This window comes from Paraburkholderia sp. BCC1876 (genome assembly GCF_902833695.1).
In the GTDB taxonomy this organism is placed as follows: Bacteria; Pseudomonadota; Gammaproteobacteria; order Burkholderiales; family Burkholderiaceae; genus Paraburkholderia.
In genome coordinates, this window is sequence record NZ_CADFGI010000018.1 from 26,856 (window position 1) to 49,108 (window position 22,253).

The window sequence follows — 22,253 nt, forward strand, 5'->3', positions numbered from 1 at the left end:
CTCAATCAAATTTCGATGAGATTGAGAAACTGACGCACGCGTTCGCTGCTCTGCTCGCCGAAAAACGGCTGCGAGGTAGTGTCTTCCAGAACCATCCCGCCATCCATAAAGACGACTCGACCGGCGACGTCGCGGGCAAAGCGTACCTCGTGCGTGACGATCAGCATGGTCATCCCTCGTCCGTCAAGATCGCGCATTGCCGTCAGCACGTCTTCGCGCAGTGGCGCGCCGGCAGGTTCGGTGTGGTATCCCCCACCGCGTGGCTGGGGTCGTACGGTTTGAACGTTTTGCCGTCTTTATTGATGCCGCCGGACGTCGTCGGAATCGTCAGCGTCTGGCCGACCTTGGTCGGCGCCGCTGCGCAGGTTGTTGGCATCCGCGATCAGATACCACAACGGGTTGTCGCCGTACGCACTGCGCGCGATCGACTGCAGCGTGTCGCCCGTCATCACCCGGTAGCTGCCCACGCCCGCCGACGGATAGCTCACATCGATCGGCCGATAGCCGATGTTGAAGCGCTGCGTGTCGGTAAAGTTCGGCTTGCCGTTGCTGGCCGGATTCTGCGCGTCGATGCCCATCCCCGATGCGCCGATCTCCTGGCCGTTCGCGCAGATGAAGTACTCGCGATTGCCGCCCTGGTTGCGGTACAGCACATGGCCCGCGGCATCCTTCACGAGGCTGCCCCTGCACGATGCCGCCTTGGGGCGTCGTGCCGTCGACCACCATCTGGCGGTTCATCGCATCGTAGGCATACCAGAGGTCGCTGTCCTTCGCGGGGTCCTGCATGGTCAGAACGTGCGTGTGCTCATGCACGCGGTTGCCCGCGTTGTCGTAGTCGATCGTCAGATGCACGCGCGTATCGGCCACATCCCTCAAGCGCCCGAGTGCATCGTAGGCGAGATGGCTGTCCTGACAGATCACGCCACCCTGAGTCGTCCTCTCCAGCACGCGAGCCCCGGACGCGTTGTAGGCGTAGTCGGTTTGCTGGCCGATGGCGGCGTCGTCGATATGAACGAGCTGGCCGACGGCGTCATATCGATCGCCGAACGCGTTGTACGCGTGACGCACCAGGACGCCGTCGGCGTGCCGCTCCGACGCTGGGTTCGTCTCCGCGTTCGTAGCCGGCCGCCACATTCCACGGCCCATTGATGTACTGGACGACCACGTTGTAGAACCCGATGCCCTTACCCGACCCGGTCGACGAGTCACGCAATGCCGCCATGAATTTGGCATTCAGCCCGTTAAACGTGGGTGTGTAATAGGAAATACCATTGTTCGGCGCGGACGATCAGGCCGTTGAAATTATTCATGGGCGACGCAATGCTTTTAACCCACGAAGGATCCGTTGCTGCTTGCAGCACGTCGTATTGCGGCGAGTTTTGCAAGCCGAAGCGGACTTCGCCGAAACCGCCCGACAGCCCGACTTACGCCAGACGATTGAACGCTTCGGCCGGGTTGGTCGCCGTTCCCGTCTGACCGGAGAAGGCCTGCTCCAACTGGAAATTGACGTGCAGGCCGCCGCCGATATCCTCGCTGCCCTTGAAGCCGTAGCGTGTCGCGAAAAGTCCGCCGGGTACGGCGCGGATCGCCGAATTGCTGCCGCTTGAACTTTGATAGACGAATCCATTGTCGAGCACGCCATACAGTGTGACCGTGGACTGCGCGAACGCGGGGGTGGCGCACGCGCAGGACAAGACCGCGCCGGATGCGAGAGTGCAAAACCTTTTCATGCAATGCCCGCTGCTAGAATAACGGACCTTTTCTTAGGAGCAACAAATGTCCTGGTTCATCTATGAAGTGCCTGAATACCACGAAGACGGGGCGCGTATCGAACCGTTCGGCGACCTGCGTAACCGTGTCCTGAAAGTAAGCGGGCAAGCAATGGTCGACGAATTGGAGAGCGTCCGCGCGAACGCCGCGACGACGGCGGACACGCCCACGCGCCCCTTGCGCGCGGCGGAAAATCCGCTTGTATTCCCCATTCCCTACGCCGACTCGATGATCCTGGTGGGGTTCATCTTCGAACTGAAACGCGAGCTCCGGCAACTGGTGGTGTCGCCGGTGGAAATGCCGTGGTTGAAAGACGCGTGAAAATGGCCTGATCAAGGCAGCACCTAACCGGAGATGCGAACCAGACGGTCGGTGGCGTCAATTGACTGGCTGAAGAATCGGGCAGAGAACTGACAGCTTCGATCGCTGACAGTTGAGCGTCGCCCAGCCCGTACCTGCGTTTGATGTCGCCGGCGAGACTCCGGGCGGCATCCCGACACTCGGGCAAGCAGGTCCTCACTTGGGCCAGGAGTATCTGGAAATCAGGGCTGTCGGGATTTGTAGGGTGATGTACTTAATATGCCAGATCAGTTAGAGCGACAGCGCCACAATATAGTGTAGGCACGCATGGATGCTCGCTATCGCCCACCGGTCTCCGCGCAATCGAGCAGCCCAACCCGCTTTCGCGGGTATCGGTGAACTTCATATGTTCTCCAGCAGGCGGGCGATGGCTTCAGGCGATGGCAACTGATCCTTCAGCTTCTTCGGCAGCGTCTTGGTGATTTCGTAGGTCGCTACACCGATGGGCTTGCGCGCGTCGCGTAGTGCGTACTCGACGATAATGCGCTTCTTATCCTTGCACAGAATGATGCCGATGGAGGGGGTTTCGTCCCCTTGCCTCACCTGAGCATCCAGCGCGGCAAGGTAAAACTGCATCTTGCCGACGAACTCCGGCTCGAACTCGCCAATCTTCAATTTGATGGCAACCAGCGCTCGCAAACGCCGATGGAACAGCAGCAGGTCGATGAAATATTCCTTGCCTTCCACCTCCATCCGGTACTGACTTCCCATGAACGCGAACATGCCACCCATTGCACGCAGGAAGTCCTCGATTCGGGCAATCAGCGCACGCTCCAGCTCGCGCTCGCTATGCTGCTCGCCGAGCTCAAGGAAGTCGAAGGCGTAGTCGTCCTTCACCGCCAGCTTGGCCTGCGCACGCAATGCCGGGGTTAGCGTTTTGTCGAAATTGGTCTGGCCCAGGAGCGACTTCTCGTCACTCTGGTTGTCGATCTGGTGCGCAAGTACGTTCTTCGACCAACCGAATTTGCGCGTCATCCGCAGGTAGAATTCGCGCTCGTGTGTATCCTTGCAGCGTTCGAGGATGACCAGGTTATGGCTCCAGCCGATTTCTCGCACCAGTGGTGCGAGTTTCTTGGCAGGTTTTTTTACTCGTCACCGTTGGCATACTCCTCCTCGATGCTGTTCACTTCATCGTCACCAAACGCGGCGATGTCGCCGTCACTCACCATATAGTCCAGTCCGGACGGGCCATGGCATCACGTCGAAACGATACCATCCTTTGTTTCATTAAAAATCGCGCTTCCTCGTGCCGAGGCATACCAGCCCGTGTCGGACGAAACCACAAAAACCATGTGGCTGGCCCATACTTCATGCGTAAACCGTCTGAAGCCTTACGGGAATCAGCAAGCACGCCGTTACCCATAAACCGAATTGAAATCGGCAATCTAGAGGACGTTTTCGGAAGATTGTGGAGGAGCTCGAATGCCTTCCGGAAAATTAACCAAATATCTTCCGTTTTTGCCCGATTCCGCAGTCAAAGCCGGGATCAAGCACCGGGTCCGTTACGCAAATAACTTCCGAGATCGACACGTTTCAACCATAAATCTTCCGTTGTCGCAAACGGACGTCAACCGAAGGTCCGACTTCGCCCAAGCCGAGTGTCTCAAGACCGGCCAGAGCCGCCATTAGGACGGGCTGAGTTTTACGTCAGCAATGTGGCGGATTGCTAACGGTCGCGACATCGAGCCGCCGGACGTCAGCCTCCCTCATCAGCGAACTCACACTCCCGACCCCGTACGGACACAGAAGCGGGCGCCACCTCCACGGCGTCTTTCAGGGTGCCGGCCATTCACGCCGCTAAGCCGGTTGGCAAGTCATCGGCCAAAGGCGCGGCTCGTGAGCGCGTCGCTAGTCGGATCAGCGAGCTTTCTGCTCGTCCTGCGCCATCGAAAATGACCGCAACGGGTTAGCCGGCGCTTGACGGTTTTTTTCGCGCTCGCCGCACACGCACCCATTCGGGTGATTGTAAGTCGGGGATGCAGCCTCTAGCCTAGCTATACGTCCAGCCACCCGAGACCTCGCGCTTTTCCGGCAATGCTGACTCTGATGGAGGAGGTCATGGAGACCGTTGACGAAGTCGTCTATGTCCTGGATCACGACACGCGCGTTCGCGAAGCACTGTGCGCGGTATTGCGTGTCAACGGCAAGAACGTCCGCGCCTTTGCGTCCCGCAACGCGTTTCTCGCGTGCCGCCGAGGCGGCGGCGCATCCTGCCTGTTACTGGACATGCGCATGCCTGACATGAGTGGACTCGAGGTCCAGAACCTCGTGAATCGCGAGGCAAAGCTTCCTATTATCGAAATCAGCGTCGATCCAATTCGACATTGACGGCTATGAAGTGAGGAGCGACGCAATGTCAGAAGCCATGCACCTCGACCGCCCTTGGGCCTACGTTACGTCTCTCCTGTCAGGGAACGCTCAACCTTTGCCCCATGCCAGCCGGTCACGCACGAAGCTCACCGCGGCATCCCGCCTGCGCATCAAAATTACCGTGCTCGAACGTCATGGTCCGTTGAGCGCCGTCGTCTCGTGGTCCGATTCGACTGCGTGCTGTTACTGGGAGCAGTTGTGGCGCCGCGGCCGCGCGCGCAAACGCGGCTTTTGCGCACTCACCGGCACCCCGATCGTTGCGGGCGACGAGGTTTTTCGCCCCAGGCTCGTCGCGCCGACTCCCGCCAACATCGACGCCATGATTCTCGCGTCGGTGATGGAAGCCATCCCTCTCGGCGAATTGGCCTGAGGCTTATCCGGCTGAGCGCGGCTTGGAGCCTCGACCTGCCATGCGCACAAATGATGTTGCACCAGAAGTCTGCGCGCAAACCGCTGGCTGCGGCCGGCCCTCAATCAAAGGAACTACCATGAATGGAGCAGAAAGCCTCCTTCGGTCACTGGTCGCCAGCGACGTTACGGTCTGCTTCGGCAACCCTGGCACGTCGGAGATGCATTTTGTCGCGGCGCTCGACGCGGTACCCGGCATGCGGCCGATCCTGGGCTTGCAGGAGAACGTTGTCACGGGCTCGGCCGACGGCTACGCGCGGATGGCGGAAAAGCCGGCTGCCACCCTGCTTCACCTGGGCCCGGGGCTTGCCAATGGTCTGTGCAATCTTCACAACGCACGCCGGGCCTCCAGTCCGGTTGTCAACATCGTGGGCGATCACGCGTCGTCGCATTCGCTTTACGATGCGCCGCTTGCCTCTGATATTCAGGGCTTTGCACGACCGGTTTCGAACTGGGTCTATGCGTCGAAAAGCGCCCGGACAGTCGGCGCGGACGTCGCGCGCGCCGTGCACGCGGCGAAACAGAAACCGGGCTATGTCGCCACCCTCATCCTGCCCGCCGACGCAGCCTGGGACAGCGCCGACGAGGTCGCGCCGCCGCTGCCCGACACGCCCTGCGCCCACGCCGGCGAGGCAAACATCGGCCGGATCGCCGACCTGATCCGCGCGGGCGCAAAAACCACGTTCCTCTTGCGTGGCGATGTGCTGCGAGGCCGCGGCTTGAGGGTGGCAGGGAAAATCGCGGCGAAGACCGGAGCACGCCTTGTCTGCGATACCTTCGCGCCGCGCGTCGAACGCGGTGTAGGACGTGTCAGCATCGAACGCTTGCCGTACTTTGGCGAGATGGCCGTCGCTTTTCTGGAAGGCACGGAATTGCTCGTTCTGGTGGGCACACAACCGCCCGTCAGCTTCTTTGCGTATCCCGACAAGCCGAGTTGGCTGACGCCAGCCGGATGCCGGGTCGTGACGCTGGCTCATCCGCACGAGGACGGCATCGCGGCGCTCGACACGCTCGCGTCGGCATTGAACGCGCAAGGTAGCGAGGAGCGTCTGTACGAACGCAAAGAATCGACACTCTCGCTAGATGGCGATCTGGACGGGCGAAGCATCGTGCAGATGGTTGCCCGCCATTTGCCGGAGAACGCCATTCTGGCCGACGAAGGCGTGAGCGGAACACTACTGTTCTACGACCTGCTCGAAGACGCAGCCCAGCACGATCACCTGAATCTCACGGGCGGCGCCATCGGCAGCATGATGGCGGTCTCGACCGGCACCGCAGTGGCGTGCCCGAACCGGAAGGTAGTGACACTGGTCGGTGACGGCAGCGCCATGTACACAGTCCAGTCGCTGTGGACTCAGGCCCATGAAAACCTCGATGTCGTTACCGTCGTCTTTGCCAACCGGGGCTACAAGGTCCTGAACAACGAACTAAAACGCGTCGGCGCCGCGACGGACGGCCCGCGCGCATCGCGCATGCTCGACATTGCCGCCCCCGCGCTGAGCTGGACGGATCTTGCGCACGGCATGGGCGTGAGCGCCACGCGGGTCGAGACGCGCCGAGCTTTCGATCAGGCGTTCGCGGCTGCGATGAGCGTGCCGGGCCCGCATGTGATCGAAGCCATCGTGAACTAACGTCAATCCGCCGCCAACCCATACCGGTTAGTGATATGAACCTTGGCATCGAAGGTTGAAGGGCACTCGTGAGCGGCGCAAGCAGCGGCCTGGGCCGGGTCTGCGCGCTCGCGCTGGCGCTGGAATCGGTCAGCGTCGTGATGTGCGCGGTGTATTGATAACCGGCGTGGTGACCGCATCGGCTGTCTATCCGGTCCAACCGGCCTCGCATCGCCCCGTCCCTCGAAAGGTTAGCTCGCGGACGACAGCGTGGCCTTTCGACGCTCGCTAGCGTTCGCGCAGACGCAGACCGGCACCCGGGTTCGCAGCAAGCGAGCGATACAGGCGCAGCCGACAGTCGCTGGACAGCCGCGCTTCGCGTGCACTTGCAGCTTCGTCGCCACACGCCCGATGAACGGCCGCCGCTGTGCGATGCAGCCGCCAGTCCACCAGCGGCGTGTCGAATCCGTCGGTTGCCGCAAACGCCGCCCTTGAATGCGTCATGGCAGCACCCAGACGGCCGGCTTCGAGCGCGGCCTGAGCCATGCGCTCCCAGGCCAGCCCATGCCAGACCCGCTCGTCGGTCGCCAGCGCCAGATCGAGAAACTGTCGAGCATGCCGCGCGCTGTCGTCATGCGCGCCTTTGCCGAGCGCCGCGCCCGAGATTCCCCATGCGAGTGCCAGGCGCCAGTGCCAGTCGAACATCACCGGCTCACGTTCCATGTCGCGCTCGACTTCGGCAAAGCGCGCCGCGGCGGCGGCGGCGTTGCCGATCCCCGCCTGCGCAAGCCCGACGACCACGTTCCAGGCCCGCCGTTGCGGCGCGAGCAACGCATCGCGATTGCCGAGGTGCCGGCACTCATCCGCGAGGATCGCCTCTGTCGCGCTGCGGAACTGCTTATCGGCGGCCAGGATGGTTTCGTAGTCCATCGTGTGGACGAGCAACCAGCCCCGATACACCTCGAGCGTGCGAGCGGCCAGATAGTTGCCATTGTTCTGATAGAAACGAATGCCCGCTTCGAACTGACGAAATGAGCGGCTGAACTCGCCGAGCATCAGAGACGCCCACGCCGAGCCAAGCTGCATCATCCACATACCGCGCGCAAGGTCGACCTGCGGATACTCATGAGCATGCGCGAGCAGGATGCCAAAACCAGCCTCTACGTGCGCAAGCGCGGCAGCATAGCGCGTCGACACGATTTCGGGCATCGCATACTCGAGTTCTCCCCGCGCTAGCGCCAGCGTGTCGCCGCTTTCGCGCAACGTCTCGAGCGCCGCATGGCAAGCTTCGTCGTCCCCCTTACTCCAGCCGAGTATCCAGATACGCCTGACGTGGCAGTTGATCCGCGTCAAGGCCCTCACCTTGAGGTTCGGGTGCGATGCGCTCAGACGCAGGGCATCGTCGAGGCTCGCTACGGCCTGGCTCTGACTGGTCCAACTGAATACATGTGAGAGCCCGAGGAGGGCCCGCAACTGCACGTCGAGATCGCCATGGCGGCTTGCATCGTCGAACAGGCGCACGTATGCGTGAACGGCAAATGGATCGTGCGCAACGGTGAGCAGCGCGGCGCGCACTTCTCCGAACTCGATGCGCCAAGGTCGTTGTGCATCGGGATTGAGTTGACCAACGAGTTTGTCGCTCTGATCGAGCAACGCCAACGCGTCGCGGTGCGAATAGCGTGCTCTCGCGAGTTTCAGCGCAATACGCAGGTAGTCGAGCGCTTTTTCCCAGAGCCTCGCGTCGCTGAAATGAAGACAAAGCTCAGCGGCAATATCGCTGCGTTGATCCTGTGGAAATCGCTGTTCCAGTTGCGATGCAATGCTGCGATGAGAGGCCGAGCGACGTCCGATACCTTGACGCACATAGAACGCCTGCCTGATCAATGCATGCTGAAAAGCAAACCGCCGCGCGGTTGAACCGTCCGGAAACTGTTCGACGTCGAGATCGCGGATGAACTGCCCGCTGCGCAGCAGCACGTCACACGCTTCGTCGAACGCCGATGGCGACATGGACACCACGCTTGCCACCGTGGCCGAGGAAAACACCTGTCCCGCAACGCTCGCTGCCTCAAGCAGACGCCGCATGTCTGTGTCCAGTCGCTGGATCCGTGCTTCCAATGCCCGCATGACGGTCGGCGGCAGCGCCGAGCGAATCGTAGCGGCGCTCGCAAGCGGGCGCCAACCATCGCCATGCCGGCATACGAGCGAAAGTTCGAGCAGATGGTCGAGCAGCGCGCGCACGAACAAAGGATTGCCATCAGTGCACTCGGCCAGCAGATGCGCGAACTCCTGATCGACGGGCGACGCCGAAGCGCCTGCCGTCAGCCATAGACCGATCGCTTCATGTGAAAGCGATGGGAGGCGCAGTACGGTGCAGCCCCGATGCGTTGCAAGCGCGGACACCAGTTGCTGGATTTTGAACGGTGCGGCTTCCACGTCTTCGACGCGGAAACTGCAAATGACCATCAGGCGTGCTCTCGCGTGGCGTTGGACCAGCATCGAGAGTAGATCGATGCTGGCGAAATCGGACCATTGCAGATCGTCGAAAGTGAGCAGGAGCGTTCGTTCGGCCGCCAACGTTTCGAACAGCATGCAGCCCTCGCGCATCATGCGTTCGGGACCGGCGCCGATCAGATCGGCCCGCAGGGCACGGCGCCGTTGCGCGGGAACATGAGCCGGCATCACTACGGCCCAGGTCGGCGCGATCGTGATGATCGCTTCCAGCACGTCATCGCCCCCGGCAACGCGGCAAAGTCGGCCCAGCGCCTCGAAAAACGGATAGAACGGTTCCGCGCCACCATAGCCCTCGACGCAACCGCCTCCTGCACTGCGCAGGTCCTCCCGCGCAGAGGAATCGCGCCAACGCCCTATGAGCGCGGTCTTGCCAATGCCTGCCTCGCCCGCCACGAACACGATCTGACGCTCGCCCGTCTGCGCGCGGCGCAGCGCGTCAAGCAGCAGATCCTGCTCCTGCGTGCGGCCGACGAAAGGGTCCGTCTTGTCTTCGGAGGCGCGTGAACCCCCAACTGCCTGCGTGGCGTGGTCGTCGAGGATGAGACGATAGCCGCGTCCGCGAACGGTCTCGACGATACGCGGATGCGTCGCGCTATCGCCCAGCGCTCGACGGATCGCCGCGATATGCGATTTGATGATTTCAGGTTGCACATAGGCGTCGGGCCAGACGGCGTCGAGCACTTGAGCGGGACGAACCAGTTCGTTGGCGTGTTCCGCGAGGTAGCGCAGCACGTCGAAGGTTTTCGGCGGCAAGTCGACGCGCGAACGCGCACCTGCCGCGGCGGGCGCGCCATCCAGAGACCAAAGGCACTGGTTGACGGCATCGAGCAGGAAGCCTGAGAAACGGATGCCCGCCTGGGCCCGGAATGCGTGACTCAATCGAGAAACTCCAGGGTGGCTGACCGGGTTTCCGGCAGGCCGCGATGATCAGCGCCCCGGTTCCGCGCCGAAGGTTCCGATCATTCGAATTAGCGTAGTCCGGATGATGACCCGGCTACGCTCATTCGTCAAAAGACCGCAACGGCGATCAGGCCGCGTAGTTCTTCAGAATGCGCAGATCCGTCACGGTATACGACATGCCCAGCCGATACCCCTTGCCGACGCGCAGCGGGGCAATCAGGTGCATCTCTTCACCGTCCACCTCGGGAATCTTCAATTCGGCTGACCCGGACCAGACATCCACGATCGCGAGATCGTCGGTTAGCGACATCGTGAGTTCATCCACGGGCGGCTTGTTTTGACCGGCGGCAGCGAGCTGCGGAAAGTAACGGCGCATTGTCGTTGGCCGATTGAAAACGGCCGCCGGATCGGCAACGGGCTCCTCCAGTTGGACGCGAGCGGTCACCAGACGTTCTCCGTGTGCGGTGCAACTCGCGCCGAAGCGACTGCCTGCGGCCAGCGGAGCCGCTGCCGCGCTGGGTGCCGAAAAACTGCGCGTCTGAAAGACACTTGCCAGTTTCTTCGGAAACCCCTGCGCCCAACCGCGGGCAATCGCCGCATCGTTATCGACGAAGATGTACGGGCAGTAGTTGATCGGTGTGCCCTCGAAGAGCGCTTCGACCATGACGAAGGCTTCGCGATACTGGTAGCGCGCGGGGTCCGTCAACTCGTCGTTCGAGCCCGTGAACTGCCAGTCCAGAAACCACAGGAAACAGCGCCCATCCGACTTCTCATCGAGCGTGACGCCCGGCGGCAGGAGCGCGGCGAGCGCCTGTTTGTCGGCCCAATATTCGATGACGAGGCAGTCGCTGGAGTAGTGCCACGGCGGCATCGTCGCCAATGCGGACTTGCCCTGCGGAGTGATAGGAACTGAGAAAGCCTTAGCCATTGTCGTTCATCCTTGATCGAGGCGGCCGGAAGTCGCCGTTCATCGGGGCCGGCCTTTGGAAAACGGCAGCGAGTCACCTCAGGGCGACCATTCGAACGTGCACGTTGGCGGGACGCGTTGCCCCTTCTGTCCGTCGCCATGAATCATTATTGGCGAACGCCCTGATACATCCTATCCCCCGATCAGGGGGCCAATAGCGGCTTCGAACGCCACCTTGCGTGTCGCGTCTCTGCAAGATTCGACTCTGGCGCACTCCCCCGTTCGGGTGAGCCCCGAACGAGGGATTGAGCTGCCTGTTTCGAAACTCCACACTGCAACCCTCGGTGAGTGGCGCGAGATGGCCGGCGCCCGCTCGCCACCAACAAGCGCCATGTCTCCACCGACAGCGGCGCATTCGCCAAACCCTCCCCCGGATAGAGTCACCATGAGCAAGAAAGTCGCGGAAGTCATCGTCGAGGTTCTCGAGCAGGCCGGTGTTAGCCGCTGCTATGGAATCGTCGGCGATACCCTGAATCTCATTGCTGAACACCTCGATAAAAGCACGATCGACTGGGTTCACGTTCGCCATGAGGAGGCCGCCGCATTTGCAGCCGGTGCGGAGTCCCTTCTGACCGGTCAACTGACCGCTTGCGCCGGCAGTTGCGGACCGGGCAGTCTGCACTTTATCAACGGACTCTACGAAGCAAACCGTAATCGCTCTCCCGTGGTTGTGATTGCAAGCCAGGTGGCCATGACCGAAATTGGCTTCGAGTTCATTCAGGAAGTCGATTTCCAGAATGTATTCAAAGAATGCTCCGTGTTCTGCGAAATGATCCTCACGCCGGATCAGGCCCGCCGCAAAGCCGTCATGGCATGCCAGGCCGCACTGGCCAAACGCGGTGTCGCTGTACTGATCGTGCCCGTCGATATCTCGCATGGCGAGTTGCAGGACGACCCGCCGTATCGGGTCCATCACAGTCGACCGACGATTCGCCCGAACGATCACGAGATCGCGGAAATCGCCCGTCTGCTCAATAGCGGCGAGAAGGTGTCGATCTACGCGGGCGCGGGCAGCCAGGACGCACTCGAAGAAATCAAGGCCGTCGCCGGGAAACTTTGCGCGCCGATGGCGCATACGTCGCGTGCAAAGAGCTTTCTCGAATACGACAATCCCTTCAATGTCGGCATGACTGGGATTCTCGGCAGCGAGGCCGGTTATCGCGCAGTGCTGGACTGCGATACGCTGCTTCTGCTCGGTGCCGACTTCGCGTGGAAACAGTTCTATCCTGACCACGCACGGATCATCCAGATCGACGTCGACCCGACCCATCTCGGTAGACGCCACCCGGTCACGCTCGGCGCGGTCGGTGATATCCGGCCCACGCTGCAGGCGTTACTCCCGCACCTCGAACAGAAATCCGACGCGTCGTTCCTCAACTCGTCGCTCGCGCTCTATAGAGAGTCGATGGACAAATGGGCCAGGCAGCTTCATCCGGGTCACGGCGACAGCATCCCGGCCTCGTGGCTGACCTCCGTGATCGACACTCACGCGGACAACGACGCGCTGATCGCCGCCGACGACGGCTCACCCATCGTCTGGGCGTTGCGATTCTCCCATTCGAATGGCAAGCGGCGTCTGTTCGGCAGTCTGCTGCACGGCACGATGGCGAGTGCCCTGCCCAGTGCATTAGGGCTCGCGAAGGCCGCACCGGACCGTCAGGTGATTGCCTTGTGCGGAGACGGTGGCCTGTCCATGCTGTTCGGCGAACTGATGACGACGATTCAGGAGAAGGTGCCGGTCAAGATCTGCGTGTACGACAACAGCAAACTCGGTTTCGTCGAGATCGAACAGAAGTCGGAGGGCATGCTCGATACGTTCACCAAGCTGACGAATCCCGACTTTGGCAAGGTGGCCGAGGCGATGGGTCTGTGGGGCCGGACAGTACGCAACGCCTCGGAACTTGAAGGCGCCGTCGAAGACTGGCTGGCACAGCCGGGGCCGGCGCTTCTCAACGTGCTGGTCAATCCGCTGGAACTGGTCACGCCGCCGAAAATCGAATTCAAGCCGGCGCTCGGCATGGCTTTGTATTCCGCGCGTGCCTTTCTTAACGGCCGGGGCGCCGACGTACTCGAAATGATCCGCGAAAATATCTAGCGTTAAAGCGAGATAAAACCCTCGTGTCCACGGGCTTTTTTGCGCGCGTGGACCCGCCGGGTCGGTCTCGAGAAATGCCCTTTGAAATCGTGGGGCGCGGCTCCACATGACTGGATCGATCGAATCAGGCGCCGGTCCTGAGTTTAGGCGACCGGCTATGATCGAGTGCGAGAAAGTACTCGCGCAGATATGCGCAGAGCTTCTGCACCGAGGGCGTCAATTGCCGCCAATGCGGACAGATGAGACTCAGCGGCGACAACTTCCCCTCTATTTCGGGGAGAACAACTTCGAGTCGCCCGGCAAAGACGTCGTCTGCGACGTCCAATTCCGATTTGTATCCTATCCCCTGCCCTGCAACGGCCCAACGCCGCACGACGTCCGCGTCGTTCGCCACCAGCGGGCCCGATACATCGATCCATTTGCGTCCCTCGCCGTCGGGGAATTCCCAGCGATCGTAGGGGCGGCCGCTCAGCATATAGATCAGGCAGTCATGCTCGCAGAGTTCTTTAAGCGAGCCTGGCCTGCCGTGTGCGTCGAGATACGCCGGCGATGCGAACAGTACGCGCCGGTTTCGAGGCACAATGGGTAGCGAAACGAAACTGGCGTCTTCGAGAATTCCGTAACGTAAGGCGATATCGGCGGGCTCCCGAAAAACATCCGTGAGCTGATCCGATAGAAAGAGTCGCAGCTCAAGCCCTGGGTGTTCGAGCCGAAAGTCGGTGAACGGCTTGAGAAGAACGTTTCTTCCTAGATCGGACGGCGCCGTGATCTGAAGCACGCCGCTGAGGTCAACGTCCTGTAGACGAAGATTCTCCTGACCTTCGCGCAATGCCGATAGCGCGCGCTCTGCAAAAGGCAGATATCGTTCGCCATCCGCTGTTAGCCGCAGGCTGCGTGTCGATCGAGCAAACAGCCGAATGCCTAGCTCCATCTCCAGCCGCTTGATACTCGCGCTGATTTGCGCCGGAAGGACATCTATCTCGCGGGCCGCATTCGAAAAGCTTCCGGTCGTCGCCGAGCGGACAAAAGCAGTGAGATCGTCAAAGCGCATTATTGCGGTCCCGCCTCGGTTGCGTGTCAATTACAGAAACCTTTCGCGAAGGCTGATCTTCGTTGATCCAATGAAACTGCTGCACGATTGCGCTACTTAAAAAACAGCAAAGCACTCTGTAGCATCGAGGGCAATTAGCACGATTACAATGGAGATACAACGCTCGATCGGGCACTCCGCAACCGGCATTCTATCGCCGTTTTTCGCCGGCCTTTGCACTCGAAAACCCGGCCTGGCGTTGTCTCGTCCCGACGAAACATACGACGCCAATCAGTCCGCCCGTCAATTCAAAATGTCCTGGATCGGAGAACCTGAGTGATAGCCTTCGCCACCTTCCGTCTGGATAGCGAAAACCGATGCGTCTGGCGTTTCTCCGATGACGGCCCCGATTGCCGGTTGCCGCTCACCCCGCGTGCATTCGATATGCTGCAATATCTGGCGGATCGGCCCGGACGGCTCGTCACGCACGATGAACTGCTGGATGCCTTGTGGCAGGGCCGGGCTGTACAACCGGAAGTGCTGAAGACCCATGTCCTGTCCATCCGCACAACGTTAGGCGACGATCCCCGTTCGCCCCGTTTCATCGAAACCCATCGCGGGCGTGGCTACCGTTTCATTGCCCCCCTTCGAGCCACGCCGGCGCGCGGCGCTCTGCCTGCTACGCCAGGCGCGCAGAACACGTTCGTTGGCAGGACCTCGCAATTAGAACGCCTGACCGGCGTGCTCGACGAAGTTCGTCAAGGTGCAACCCGCATCGTGTTTGTTTCCGGTGAACAGGGAATCGGCAAGACAGAACTGGTCACACGCTTCCTGAATACGCTGGCCGACGACACAACGGTTCTGACGTCGATCGGTCGTTGCATCGAGGGCTACGGCGGAATGGAGAACTACTACCCCGTGCTCGGCGCGCTGACGAAACTCGTCCGTGGGCCAGCCGGGCCGCTCGTCGCACAAACCCTTGCCGCGGTTGCGCCGACCTGGGCTTTCCACATGGCCGGCGCGCTGCCGCGAGAATACCAGCGGGACCCCACTTATCAAACCGGGGCCGGTGCGAGCGCGCGCATGCTGCGCGAAATCTGCGGGTTTCTCGACGAGTTGACCCGGCAGCGTCCACTGGTGTTGGTACTCGAGGACCTGCATCAGTCCGATTACCTGAGTGTCGACATGCTCTCTGCGCTGGCGCGTCAGCGTGGCGAGTCGCCTCTAATGGTCGTCGCGACGTACTGCGCCGAAGAGGCGGCCATGCTCAGGCATCCGTTGCCCGTCCTCAACATGGAATTGCGACTGAAAGGTCTGTGTCACGACATCGTACTGGAGCCGTTGAGCGAAACCGCCGTCGCCGACTATCTGAGCGTTGGTGGGCAAGCGCCTGACGGCGCTACGGCGCAAGACGTTGCCACACTCCTACGCGATAGAACCGGTGGCAATCCGCTTTTCCTGGCCGCTACATTGGATCAGCTTGCCGCGCTAGGGATGGCGCGGCTCGCACCCGATGGCTGGCGCTTCGATTCCCTGCCGCACAACGCGCTGCTTGCGGTCCCGACCGCGTTGGGCCAGGTCATCGAGCATCGCATCCGACGCCTGAGCGCCGTACAGCAACATATTCTCGAGATCGCCAGCGTCGCAGGACAGACCTTCAGCGCGGCGAGTGTCGCAGCTGCCGCCGATATGTCGCACACGGAGGTCGAGCATGTCTGCGAGGTTCTGTGTGCACAGGAAAGCTTTATCCGACGTGACGCCCATTCGTCGTCGGCACATCACCTCGATTCCGGCAGCTACCGGTTTCGCCATGTGATGTACCGGCAAGCGTTGTACGAAAGGCTCGGACTGCTCCGCGTAGCGAGCCTGCAAACCCGCATGACCGAAACACCCGAAGCGCCCATACCGATCGATGAGTTCAGTGAGATCGACCCAAAGCCCGGCTTGCGCATCGAAGCGGCGCATTGGCTCAACCGGGACCTTCACTAACGACGCGGTCTCGCGCCTTGCATCCAGCGCATATAGACAGCCAGACGCCCTTCACGACTGATGCTGCCAGCGCTGCGCACTCATGCCATAGACGACGCCGCGCACCCGATTCAGGTTACCAAGCGGACGGAACAGCGGCGGTGCATTCCATGGATTGAACGCCATTGCGTCGACTTCTTGCGCGGCCCTTACGCCTTCTTCGTCATAGATGTTCTGGCAAGGAATATGCAATGTTGCGATCTCAATCGGCGCAGATATCTCTTCTCGCCATTGCACGCCGGCATCCTCGATCGGTGTCTTCTCTTCATCGACGAAACGCTGAACCGCGAGGCGAAAACTAACCGGAGCGACAACAAGGCGATTCGACAACTCTTTACGCAGATCATCCGACACCTCGTCTGCGGCAGCGACGGCGCTGTGGGACCACGCCGGCCGAAGATCGAACCGGACCGCCTCTTCGCCCCACAGAATCGCTCCCCGGCTCCAGAAACGTTGCATCGCCAGGCTCGTGCAGGGACGCGCCCCTTGCTGAATGTTGTCGAGCATGCGTTTTGTCTCGGCTTCTCCGAAACTCGATAACAGACGCTCCTTGAACGTCTCCCGCGGACCTTGCGCGAGCGAAGCGAAATCGACGAATTGCCGCGCATTGCGTGCGTGCGAGACTGGAAAGCTTGTCAGAAGGAAATCATGGATCGCGGTTTCATTGAGCGTCATCTTCAAGGCGATCCCGCGCATATCGGGAGCCGAGTCCGGTTGTGGAATCGCACTGGCGTTGGAGAAGCGCACCGCCACCGGAATCGTCGCACCCGGCTGAAAATGCAACACACGGAACGCTTCGGGAATGATGTCGTCTACGATCAACGAGGCATTGGTGACGCCGACCACCATCTTCGAATGAAGCGTGCGGTCGTACCGAGTCTTTCCAGACCTGACCATGTTGTTCTGTTGAATCTCGAGCATCTTCGCCGCCAGATCGAGAAAGATCTGTTTTTCCGCTTCCGGGGATCCACCGTCGTACACCTCTCTCCACGCTTGCATGAGAACCTCCATTTTCCAGAACTCCGATCAGTGACGCATCGCCAAGGCAATCAGAACGTGAAAGGGAAGCACCAGCAGCGCCGTGCCCACAACCCCAGCCAACCATAAGAGCACAAACCATCCAGCACCTTTGCCGGACGAGACAAGCCTTCGGATTGCAGTTTTCTGCATGGTTGTGTCGATGTCGAAGAATCGATCGGCGCTTTAGTGATAGCCCGACTCACCGCCCCTCAGCTTGCCTTTGAACACCCGGTACTGCATCGCGTTGTACACCAGGATGATTGGCAGCACGATCGCAGTGCCCACCAGCGCGAACAGCTGGCTCGCGTGACTCGACGATGCTTCCCAGATCGTCAGCGAGGGCGGCACGATATTCGGCCAGATGCTGATCAGCAAACCGCTATAGCCGAGAAAGCACACGACCAGCGCCAACACGAAAGGCGTCGCTTCGTGGCGCAGCTTGATGGAGCGCAGAATGCCCCATGCACACGCCAGTACCAGAACGGGCACCGGCAGAAACCAACGAAGATCTCCAGCGCCGAACCAGCGATGTGCAACGGCAGGCAGACCCATCGTCGTCCACAGACTGATCGCGCCGATCATGCCGAGCAGCAGCCACACGAGTACGCGCATCACTGAGCGCATGCTCCGTTGCAGATCACCCTCGGTCTTGAGGATGAGCCAGCCACAACCGAGTGTCGCATAGGTGACGAGCACACCGATACCGCAAAAGAGGCTGAACGGCGAAAGCCAGTCGAACGGACCGCCGGCAAACCGATGGTCGACGATCCGGATACCTTGCAGCAGTGAACCCAGCACGATTCCCTGGCACAGCGCCGCCAGTGCCGATCCACAGGTAAAAGCCAGATCCCACGCATGCCGCGTACGCGTTGCCTTCGCACGCAACTCGAACGCCGCGCCGCGGAATATCAGGCCGACCAGCATCAGGATGAGAGGCAGATAGTTGGCAGGCAGCAACGTCGAATAAACCACGGGAAATGCGCCGTAGAGCCCCGCGCCGCCGAGCACGAGAAAAGTTTCGTTGCCGTCCCACACGGGCGCAATCGTCTCGATCATGACATCGCGGTCACGTTTCGCCTCGAAGAAAGGAAACAGCAGTCCGATACCCAGATCGAAACCGTCCAGCATGACATAGATGAACACGCCGAGTCCGATGATGGCCGCCCAAATCACGGGAAGATCAATCTGCATGACGTTACTCCGTTTCCAGCGCGTCGAGCGCGCGATTGTGCAGCACCGGATGTTTGCGCTGCCCTTCTCCCTCGAGATATTCTTCCGGCCCGCGTTTCATCATCCGCAGCATGTAATAGATGCCGGTGCCGAACACCGTGAAATAGACGATCACCAAAATCAGCAGCGAGACGCCTGCCTGCTGCGCGTCGATCGGAGCGAGCGAGTCGACGGTTCGCAACACGCCATAGACGGTCCAGGGCTGCCGGCCGACTTCGGTCGTCACCCAGCCGGCCAGCAACGCAACGAGTCCAGACGGTCCCATGCACAGCACGAGCCACTGATACCAGCGGGTTTCGTAAAGTCGGCCGCGTATTCGGAGCATTAGTCCAAGCAGCACGGTCAGAAGCATCAACATACCGAGCCCGGCCATGATGCGGAAGGTCCAGAAGATGATTGGAGAAAATGGCCTGTTTTCCGGTGCAAATTCTTTCAGGCCGCGAATCTCGCCCGTCCAGCTATGGGTCAGAATCAGACTGCCCAGATGCGGTATCTGGAGGGTGTAACGCGTTACTTCCGCGTTCATGTCCGGCAGGCCGACCAGGTTCAGCGCGGTTCCGCCCTTTTCCGTCTCCCAGAGCCCTTCTATCGCCGCGATCTTTGCCGGTTGATACTTGCGTGTGTTGAGACCGTGCGCATCGCCGACAAAAATCTGAATCGGCGTGAGCAGTAGCAGAATCCAGAGCGCCATCGAGAAGCTGCGGGCCACGGGGGTGTCGCGTCTGCCGTGGAGCAGATGCCACGCGCCACACGCGGCGACGATGAAGCCCGCAACGATGAACGCCGCGATGGTCATATGCGCGAGCCGGTAAGGAAAGGACGGATTGAAAATGATCTTGAGCCAGTCGACTGGCACGATCCGGCCATTTTCGATGGCGTATCCCTGCGGCGTCTGCATGAAGCTGTTCGATGCCAGAATCCAGAACGTCGAGATCAATGTGCCGAGCGCGACCATGAGGGTCGCAAAGAAATGCGCTCGCGGACTCACACGCTGCCAACCGAACAGCATCACACCGAGAAAGCCGGCTTCCAGAAAGAACGCGGTGAGCACCTCATAAGTCAGCAATGGCCCAGTGACATTACCCGCCACGTTCGAAAATCCGCTCCAGTTGGTGCCGAACTCGTAAGCCATCACCACGCCTGACACGACGCCCATGCCGAAACCCACGGCGAATATCCGCGACCAGAAGGCAAACATTTCACGGTAGGCGCGGTCGCCTGTGAACAGCCAGAGCGCTTCGAGCACGGCGAGAAAGCTGGCCATGCCGATACTGATCGCCGGAAACACGATATGGAACGACACCGTGAAGGCGAACTGCAGCCTTGCGAGGTGGAAAGCATCGAACATGTCCATAAGCGTCACTCCCTCTCCGGCTGATTGCGGACGAATCCGGCACACGGCATCCAGACGGCCGGGTGGAACTTCGGACCTCGGCACTAGCTACAGTGTGCTGCGGCCGCAAACGTGTTCCTATCCCCCTGGTGGGGGCTCACCTGACAGAGGGATGTGCTGCGAGCGAACGTGGGTGTGCTTTGGGTGGGCGTATGCTTACGCTAGATTGGCCAGCGGGCCGATCACCTCCAATGACCGGCGCCCCATACCGCTAAACAAGACCGTAGCGGCTTGCCAGTGTGACTGCTTCGGTTCTATTTTTGACCGACAGCTTTTCATAGAGATGCTTTGCGTGTGACTTGACGGTTTCCGGTGCGATGCGCAAATGCGCGGCGATCTGCTTATTCGTGAGGCCCGAGCCCATCAGCCGGACGATCGTGTGTTCGCGCTCGCTCAGACCCATCGGCGGCGTCAGTTTGCCGAGCCTGACGGACGCCGCGCGCACCGTTCGCGATTGGATCTCGACGCGGCGGCGCATCATCAACGCGCCCAGATAGGGCAGCAATTCGCGTTGATCTTCAACGAGCTCACTCTCCCCGCGAACGATGACTTCGATGAGTCCGCAGACCGGTTCGCTGCAATCCACTAGCGTCTGATGCAGGCCGGACTGCGCAGCCGATTCGATCAGTGTCACGAGCAACAGCATCGCTTCGTCACGCCGGTTGGTAGCGAGTATTGCTTCCACCAGCAATAGCCCGATCATCGCGGCGCCGTAACGATCCCGTCGTACGCGGCTCACCTCGTAGAGCCGATGCAGCGCATCCGTGTCGACCGTGTCCGGCGCACGAACCAGCGCAAGGCGCGCCTCGCCGAGTACACGATAACGCAGGATCTCGAAGTTGACGCTACTGTCAGATACCTCTTGTTGCTCGTCCAAACGCGCCAGCCGCCTAACGCGAATTTCAGCCTCGTCGGCGCAATGTCGTATCAGGTGCGCTTCGATCTGCCCTGCAAGACTTGCGGCCTGGAGCCGCGGCCAGCCACGCCGGATCGCGAGCGTTTCGGCTTCCTCGAGGAGCGTGATCGCGCGGCCCACCTGCCCCCGTTGCAAGGCGATGCGGGCGAGCAGGCCATAACTGCGCACGGCGATTTCAGGCGCTGCGCCCTGTGAGATATGCCGCAGGCGTGGCGCGAGCAGCGCCTCTGCGTCGTCGATGCGACCGGCTTCGTAAAGCACTTGTGCGGCGACACAGGCAGGAAACGCGTCGATCAACGTATGACCCATATGACGGCGTGCGAAATCGAGTGCATCCTGCGCAAGAACGCGTGCGGCCCGGAAATGCATTTGACTGAGCGCAATCGCCGCGTCGATCGCCAGGTCGAATATCCCGGTTATCGCGTGCAACGCGCTGGGCTGGGAACCGGGCTGCCGGCGCTTCACGGCATAGAGCTTCTCGATATCGCCGAGCCGCCAGTAGACCCAACGACACGCCGTCAACGCGACCGGCGATGTGACGCCCGAACGCAAGGCAAATTCCACGGCGGACAATGCGTGCGCAACGTCGTCCTGAAGGACGAAAGCCGCCGCGCACAACGCGGCCGTTTCGCCTCGGACTGCGGCGGCGGCCGATCCTGGCAAGGTCGCAGCTTGCAGGTCGACGCGTTGCGCCGAACGAAGCGCGGCGTCGATATCGAATTTGGCGAGGTGGTGCCAGCCGCGGGCAAGGCCGCGCTGCAAATGACCGGGTCTGCCACCCGGCACTTCATTGAAAGGCAGCGTCAAGGCATGTTCGCTGGCAAAAATGCTCGGGCGTGGCCGAACGACACGTCGCTCACGTTGGGTCCTGTCTGGAGTGAATTTGCAGATCAGCGCTTCATTCATGTCACGCTCCGTCGGTAACCGGATGGCCTACACCAGTCGGCGAATATCTGAGTCAAGACTAAACTCAGATCCGCTAAAGAGCGTGAAGATGAGGTTTTATTTTGGTAAAGGTCGCGTCATTAACCGTCTAACTTATGACTAAACGGAAATGAAAGATTTATTCGAGGGAATGTAAGGCGGCGCGCTCACTCGCGCGGTTTGTCCGGCCTGACCGGATTGCGCCTGGCAATCGAAGAGCGCAATGCGGAGTAGGCAGGGGCCACCATCGGGTAATCTGCGGGAAGCGACCACTTCGCACGATATTCGTCCGGGGTCATGCCAAACTGGCGTTGCAGGTAACGCTTGAGCGATTTCAGCTTTCGTCCGTCTTCCAGACAGACCAGATAATCATTGTGTACCGATTCTTCGATCGGCACAGCGGCGCGTTGCCTGATGCGTTCGGTTGCGGACTCGTAGAGCGCCACGAGTGCGGCGTGTGTGCTGGAGATGAGCGCCGGCAGTTCGCCCGTTGGCAGCGGATTGCTGGCAACGTAACTCGCCACAATCTCTACTGTGAGCTCGATAAGGTTGGCTTCGCGGGGCACAGGTGATTGGAATCAGTCAAACGATGAATGCGTGACCGCCGGACCAACGACGAATAACCCACACACGGCAAGACACGTTTCTTCGCGACATCGTGACGTCTCCTCAGGCAGGCCGAAGTTCACTATGAATACGGATCGCGACGCACACAATC

At 60.7% G+C, this 22,253-nt stretch carries 18 protein-coding genes and 1 pseudogene; 7 read left to right on the plus strand and 12 right to left on the minus strand.

Going from position 1 to position 22,253, the window contains the following annotated elements; genetic code table 11:
- Nucleotides 1-5: 5 nt before the first annotated feature.
- The 3 genes from HWY05_RS36385 to HWY05_RS36400 all read right to left on the minus strand — a co-directional run bounded on the left by HWY05_RS36385 (nucleotide 6) and on the right by HWY05_RS36400 (nucleotide 1,694).
- Nucleotides 6-173 carry a cystine transport ATP-binding protein gene (locus HWY05_RS36385; protein WP_347880829.1) on the minus strand — a complete coding sequence of 56 codons (168 nt, stop codon included), beginning with the start codon at nucleotides 171-173 and terminating at the stop codon, nucleotides 6-8.
- 123 nt (nucleotides 174-296) lie between these two features.
- Nucleotides 297-674, minus strand: a complete 378-nt coding sequence (locus tag HWY05_RS38525) for a LysM domain-containing protein (protein WP_244146795.1) — start codon at nucleotides 672-674, stop codon at nucleotides 297-299.
- A gap of 750 nt (nucleotides 675-1,424) precedes the next feature.
- A complete protein-coding gene (locus HWY05_RS36400) occupies nucleotides 1,425-1,694 on the minus strand; it encodes a porin (protein WP_176061346.1) in 270 nt (89 codons plus the stop codon).
- Between the two features lie 82 nt (nucleotides 1,695-1,776).
- Between HWY05_RS36400 and HWY05_RS36405 the strand changes: the two genes are divergently transcribed.
- Complete coding sequence (locus HWY05_RS36405) at nucleotides 1,777-2,091, plus strand: hypothetical protein (protein WP_035561540.1); 315 nt, start codon at nucleotides 1,777-1,779, stop codon at nucleotides 2,089-2,091.
- Between the two features lie 381 nt (nucleotides 2,092-2,472).
- Here HWY05_RS36405 and HWY05_RS36410 read toward each other — a convergent pair.
- A pseudogene (locus HWY05_RS36410) lies at nucleotides 2,473-3,201 on the minus strand (PDDEXK nuclease domain-containing protein); the annotation flags it as partial.
- 987 nt (nucleotides 3,202-4,188) lie between these two features.
- On the opposite strand from HWY05_RS36410, the gene HWY05_RS36415 reads away from it, so the two are divergent.
- The 3 genes from HWY05_RS36415 to HWY05_RS36425 all read left to right on the plus strand — a co-directional run bounded on the left by HWY05_RS36415 (nucleotide 4,189) and on the right by HWY05_RS36425 (nucleotide 6,539).
- Nucleotides 4,189-4,458 (plus strand): response regulator, encoded by a 270-nt coding sequence (locus HWY05_RS36415; protein ID WP_176061347.1) that lies wholly within the window; start codon nucleotides 4,189-4,191, stop codon nucleotides 4,456-4,458.
- Nucleotides 4,459-4,483: 25 nt separating this feature from the next.
- Nucleotides 4,484-4,870, plus strand: coding sequence for a DUF3331 domain-containing protein (locus HWY05_RS36420; RefSeq protein WP_176061348.1), 387 nt, complete (start codon nucleotides 4,484-4,486; stop codon nucleotides 4,868-4,870).
- Nucleotides 4,871-4,988: 118 nt separating this feature from the next.
- The gene (locus tag HWY05_RS36425) at nucleotides 4,989-6,539 is read left to right on the plus strand and encodes an acetolactate synthase large subunit (protein ID WP_176061377.1); all 1,551 of its coding nucleotides are present in this window, start codon (nucleotides 4,989-4,991) and stop codon (nucleotides 6,537-6,539) included.
- A 267-nt stretch (nucleotides 6,540-6,806) separates the two neighbouring features.
- Here the strand turns inward: HWY05_RS36425 and HWY05_RS36430 are convergent, their stop codons facing one another.
- Both HWY05_RS36430 and HWY05_RS36435 read right to left on the minus strand, forming a co-directional pair.
- On the minus strand, nucleotides 6,807-9,911 hold the full coding sequence (locus HWY05_RS36430; protein WP_176061349.1) for an AAA family ATPase: 3,105 nt from the start codon (nucleotides 9,909-9,911) through the stop codon (nucleotides 6,807-6,809).
- A gap of 148 nt (nucleotides 9,912-10,059) precedes the next feature.
- Complete coding sequence (locus HWY05_RS36435) at nucleotides 10,060-10,860, minus strand: acetoacetate decarboxylase family protein (protein WP_035561527.1); 801 nt, start codon at nucleotides 10,858-10,860, stop codon at nucleotides 10,060-10,062.
- Between the two features lie 424 nt (nucleotides 10,861-11,284).
- On the opposite strand from HWY05_RS36435, the gene HWY05_RS36440 reads away from it, so the two are divergent.
- The gene (locus HWY05_RS36440) at nucleotides 11,285-12,994 is read left to right on the plus strand and encodes a thiamine pyrophosphate-dependent enzyme (protein ID WP_035561524.1); all 1,710 of its coding nucleotides are present in this window, start codon (nucleotides 11,285-11,287) and stop codon (nucleotides 12,992-12,994) included.
- A 124-nt stretch (nucleotides 12,995-13,118) separates the two neighbouring features.
- Here the strand turns inward: HWY05_RS36440 and HWY05_RS36445 are convergent, their stop codons facing one another.
- Nucleotides 13,119-14,045 (minus strand): LysR family transcriptional regulator, encoded by a 927-nt coding sequence (locus HWY05_RS36445; RefSeq protein ID WP_347880830.1) that lies wholly within the window; start codon nucleotides 14,043-14,045, stop codon nucleotides 13,119-13,121.
- Between the two features lie 315 nt (nucleotides 14,046-14,360).
- Between HWY05_RS36445 and HWY05_RS36450 the strand changes: the two genes are divergently transcribed.
- Nucleotides 14,361-16,013 carry an AAA family ATPase gene (locus HWY05_RS36450; RefSeq protein ID WP_156126792.1) on the plus strand — a complete coding sequence of 551 codons (1,653 nt, stop codon included), beginning with the start codon at nucleotides 14,361-14,363 and terminating at the stop codon, nucleotides 16,011-16,013.
- 51 nt (nucleotides 16,014-16,064) lie between these two features.
- Here the strand turns inward: HWY05_RS36450 and HWY05_RS36455 are convergent, their stop codons facing one another.
- The 4 genes from HWY05_RS36455 to HWY05_RS36470 all read right to left on the minus strand — a co-directional run bounded on the left by HWY05_RS36455 (nucleotide 16,065) and on the right by HWY05_RS36470 (nucleotide 20,980).
- Nucleotides 16,065-17,051, minus strand: a complete 987-nt coding sequence (locus HWY05_RS36455) for a catalase (protein WP_176061350.1) — start codon at nucleotides 17,049-17,051, stop codon at nucleotides 16,065-16,067.
- 204 nt (nucleotides 17,052-17,255) lie between these two features.
- On the minus strand, nucleotides 17,256-18,263 hold the full coding sequence (gene cydB / locus HWY05_RS36460) for a cytochrome d ubiquinol oxidase subunit II (RefSeq protein WP_035561522.1): 1,008 nt from the start codon (nucleotides 18,261-18,263) through the stop codon (nucleotides 17,256-17,258).
- Nucleotides 18,264-18,267: 4 nt separating this feature from the next.
- Complete coding sequence (locus HWY05_RS36465) at nucleotides 18,268-19,656, minus strand: cytochrome ubiquinol oxidase subunit I (protein ID WP_176061351.1); 1,389 nt, start codon at nucleotides 19,654-19,656, stop codon at nucleotides 18,268-18,270.
- 250 nt (nucleotides 19,657-19,906) lie between these two features.
- Entirely contained in the window at nucleotides 19,907-20,980 is a 1,074-nt protein-coding gene (locus HWY05_RS36470) for a LuxR C-terminal-related transcriptional regulator (protein WP_231585165.1), read from the minus strand.
- Here HWY05_RS36470 and HWY05_RS38530 point away from each other — a divergent pair.
- Nucleotides 20,912-21,535, plus strand: coding sequence for a hypothetical protein (locus tag HWY05_RS38530; RefSeq protein ID WP_244146799.1), 624 nt, complete (start codon nucleotides 20,912-20,914; stop codon nucleotides 21,533-21,535). The genes HWY05_RS36470 and HWY05_RS38530 overlap by 69 nt on opposite strands.
- Nucleotides 21,536-21,702: 167 nt before the next feature.
- Here HWY05_RS38530 and HWY05_RS36480 read toward each other — a convergent pair whose 3' ends face one another.
- Nucleotides 21,703-22,101, minus strand: coding sequence for a MucR family transcriptional regulator (locus tag HWY05_RS36480; RefSeq protein WP_176061353.1), 399 nt, complete (start codon nucleotides 22,099-22,101; stop codon nucleotides 21,703-21,705).
- Between the last annotated feature and the right edge of the window lie 152 nt (nucleotides 22,102-22,253).

Bases quoted from the DNA above. Each gene is read 5' to 3' on its own strand.
- cydB (WP_035561522.1), bottom strand. From the start codon at position 18,263: ATGCAGATTGATCTTCCCGTGATTTGGGCGGCCATCATCGGACTCGGC.
- HWY05_RS36435 (WP_035561527.1), bottom strand. From the start codon at position 10,860: ATGGCTAAGGCTTTCTCAGTTCCTATCACTCCGCAGGGCAAGTCCGCA.
- HWY05_RS36470 (WP_231585165.1), bottom strand. From the start codon at position 20,980: ATGCATTTCCGGGCCGCACGCGTTCTTGCGCAGGATGCACTCGATTTC.
- HWY05_RS38530 (WP_244146799.1), top strand. From the start codon at position 20,912: ATGACCCATATGACGGCGTGCGAAATCGAGTGCATCCTGCGCAAGAAC.
- HWY05_RS36415 (WP_176061347.1), top strand. From the start codon at position 4,189: ATGGAGACCGTTGACGAAGTCGTCTATGTCCTGGATCACGACACGCGC.
- HWY05_RS36440 (WP_035561524.1), top strand. From the start codon at position 11,285: ATGAGCAAGAAAGTCGCGGAAGTCATCGTCGAGGTTCTCGAGCAGGCC.
- HWY05_RS36420 (WP_176061348.1), top strand. From the start codon at position 4,484: ATGTCAGAAGCCATGCACCTCGACCGCCCTTGGGCCTACGTTACGTCT.
- HWY05_RS36405 (WP_035561540.1), top strand. From the start codon at position 1,777: ATGTCCTGGTTCATCTATGAAGTGCCTGAATACCACGAAGACGGGGCG.
- HWY05_RS36465 (WP_176061351.1), bottom strand. From the start codon at position 19,656: ATGGACATGTTCGATGCTTTCCACCTCGCAAGGCTGCAGTTCGCCTTC.
- HWY05_RS36455 (WP_176061350.1), bottom strand. From the start codon at position 17,051: ATGCAAGCGTGGAGAGAGGTGTACGACGGTGGATCCCCGGAAGCGGAA.
- HWY05_RS36445 (WP_347880830.1), bottom strand. From the start codon at position 14,045: ATGCGCTTTGACGATCTCACTGCTTTTGTCCGCTCGGCGACGACCGGA.
- HWY05_RS36385 (WP_347880829.1), bottom strand. From the start codon at position 173: ATGACCATGCTGATCGTCACGCACGAGGTACGCTTTGCCCGCGACGTC.
- HWY05_RS36425 (WP_176061377.1), top strand. From the start codon at position 4,989: ATGAATGGAGCAGAAAGCCTCCTTCGGTCACTGGTCGCCAGCGACGTT.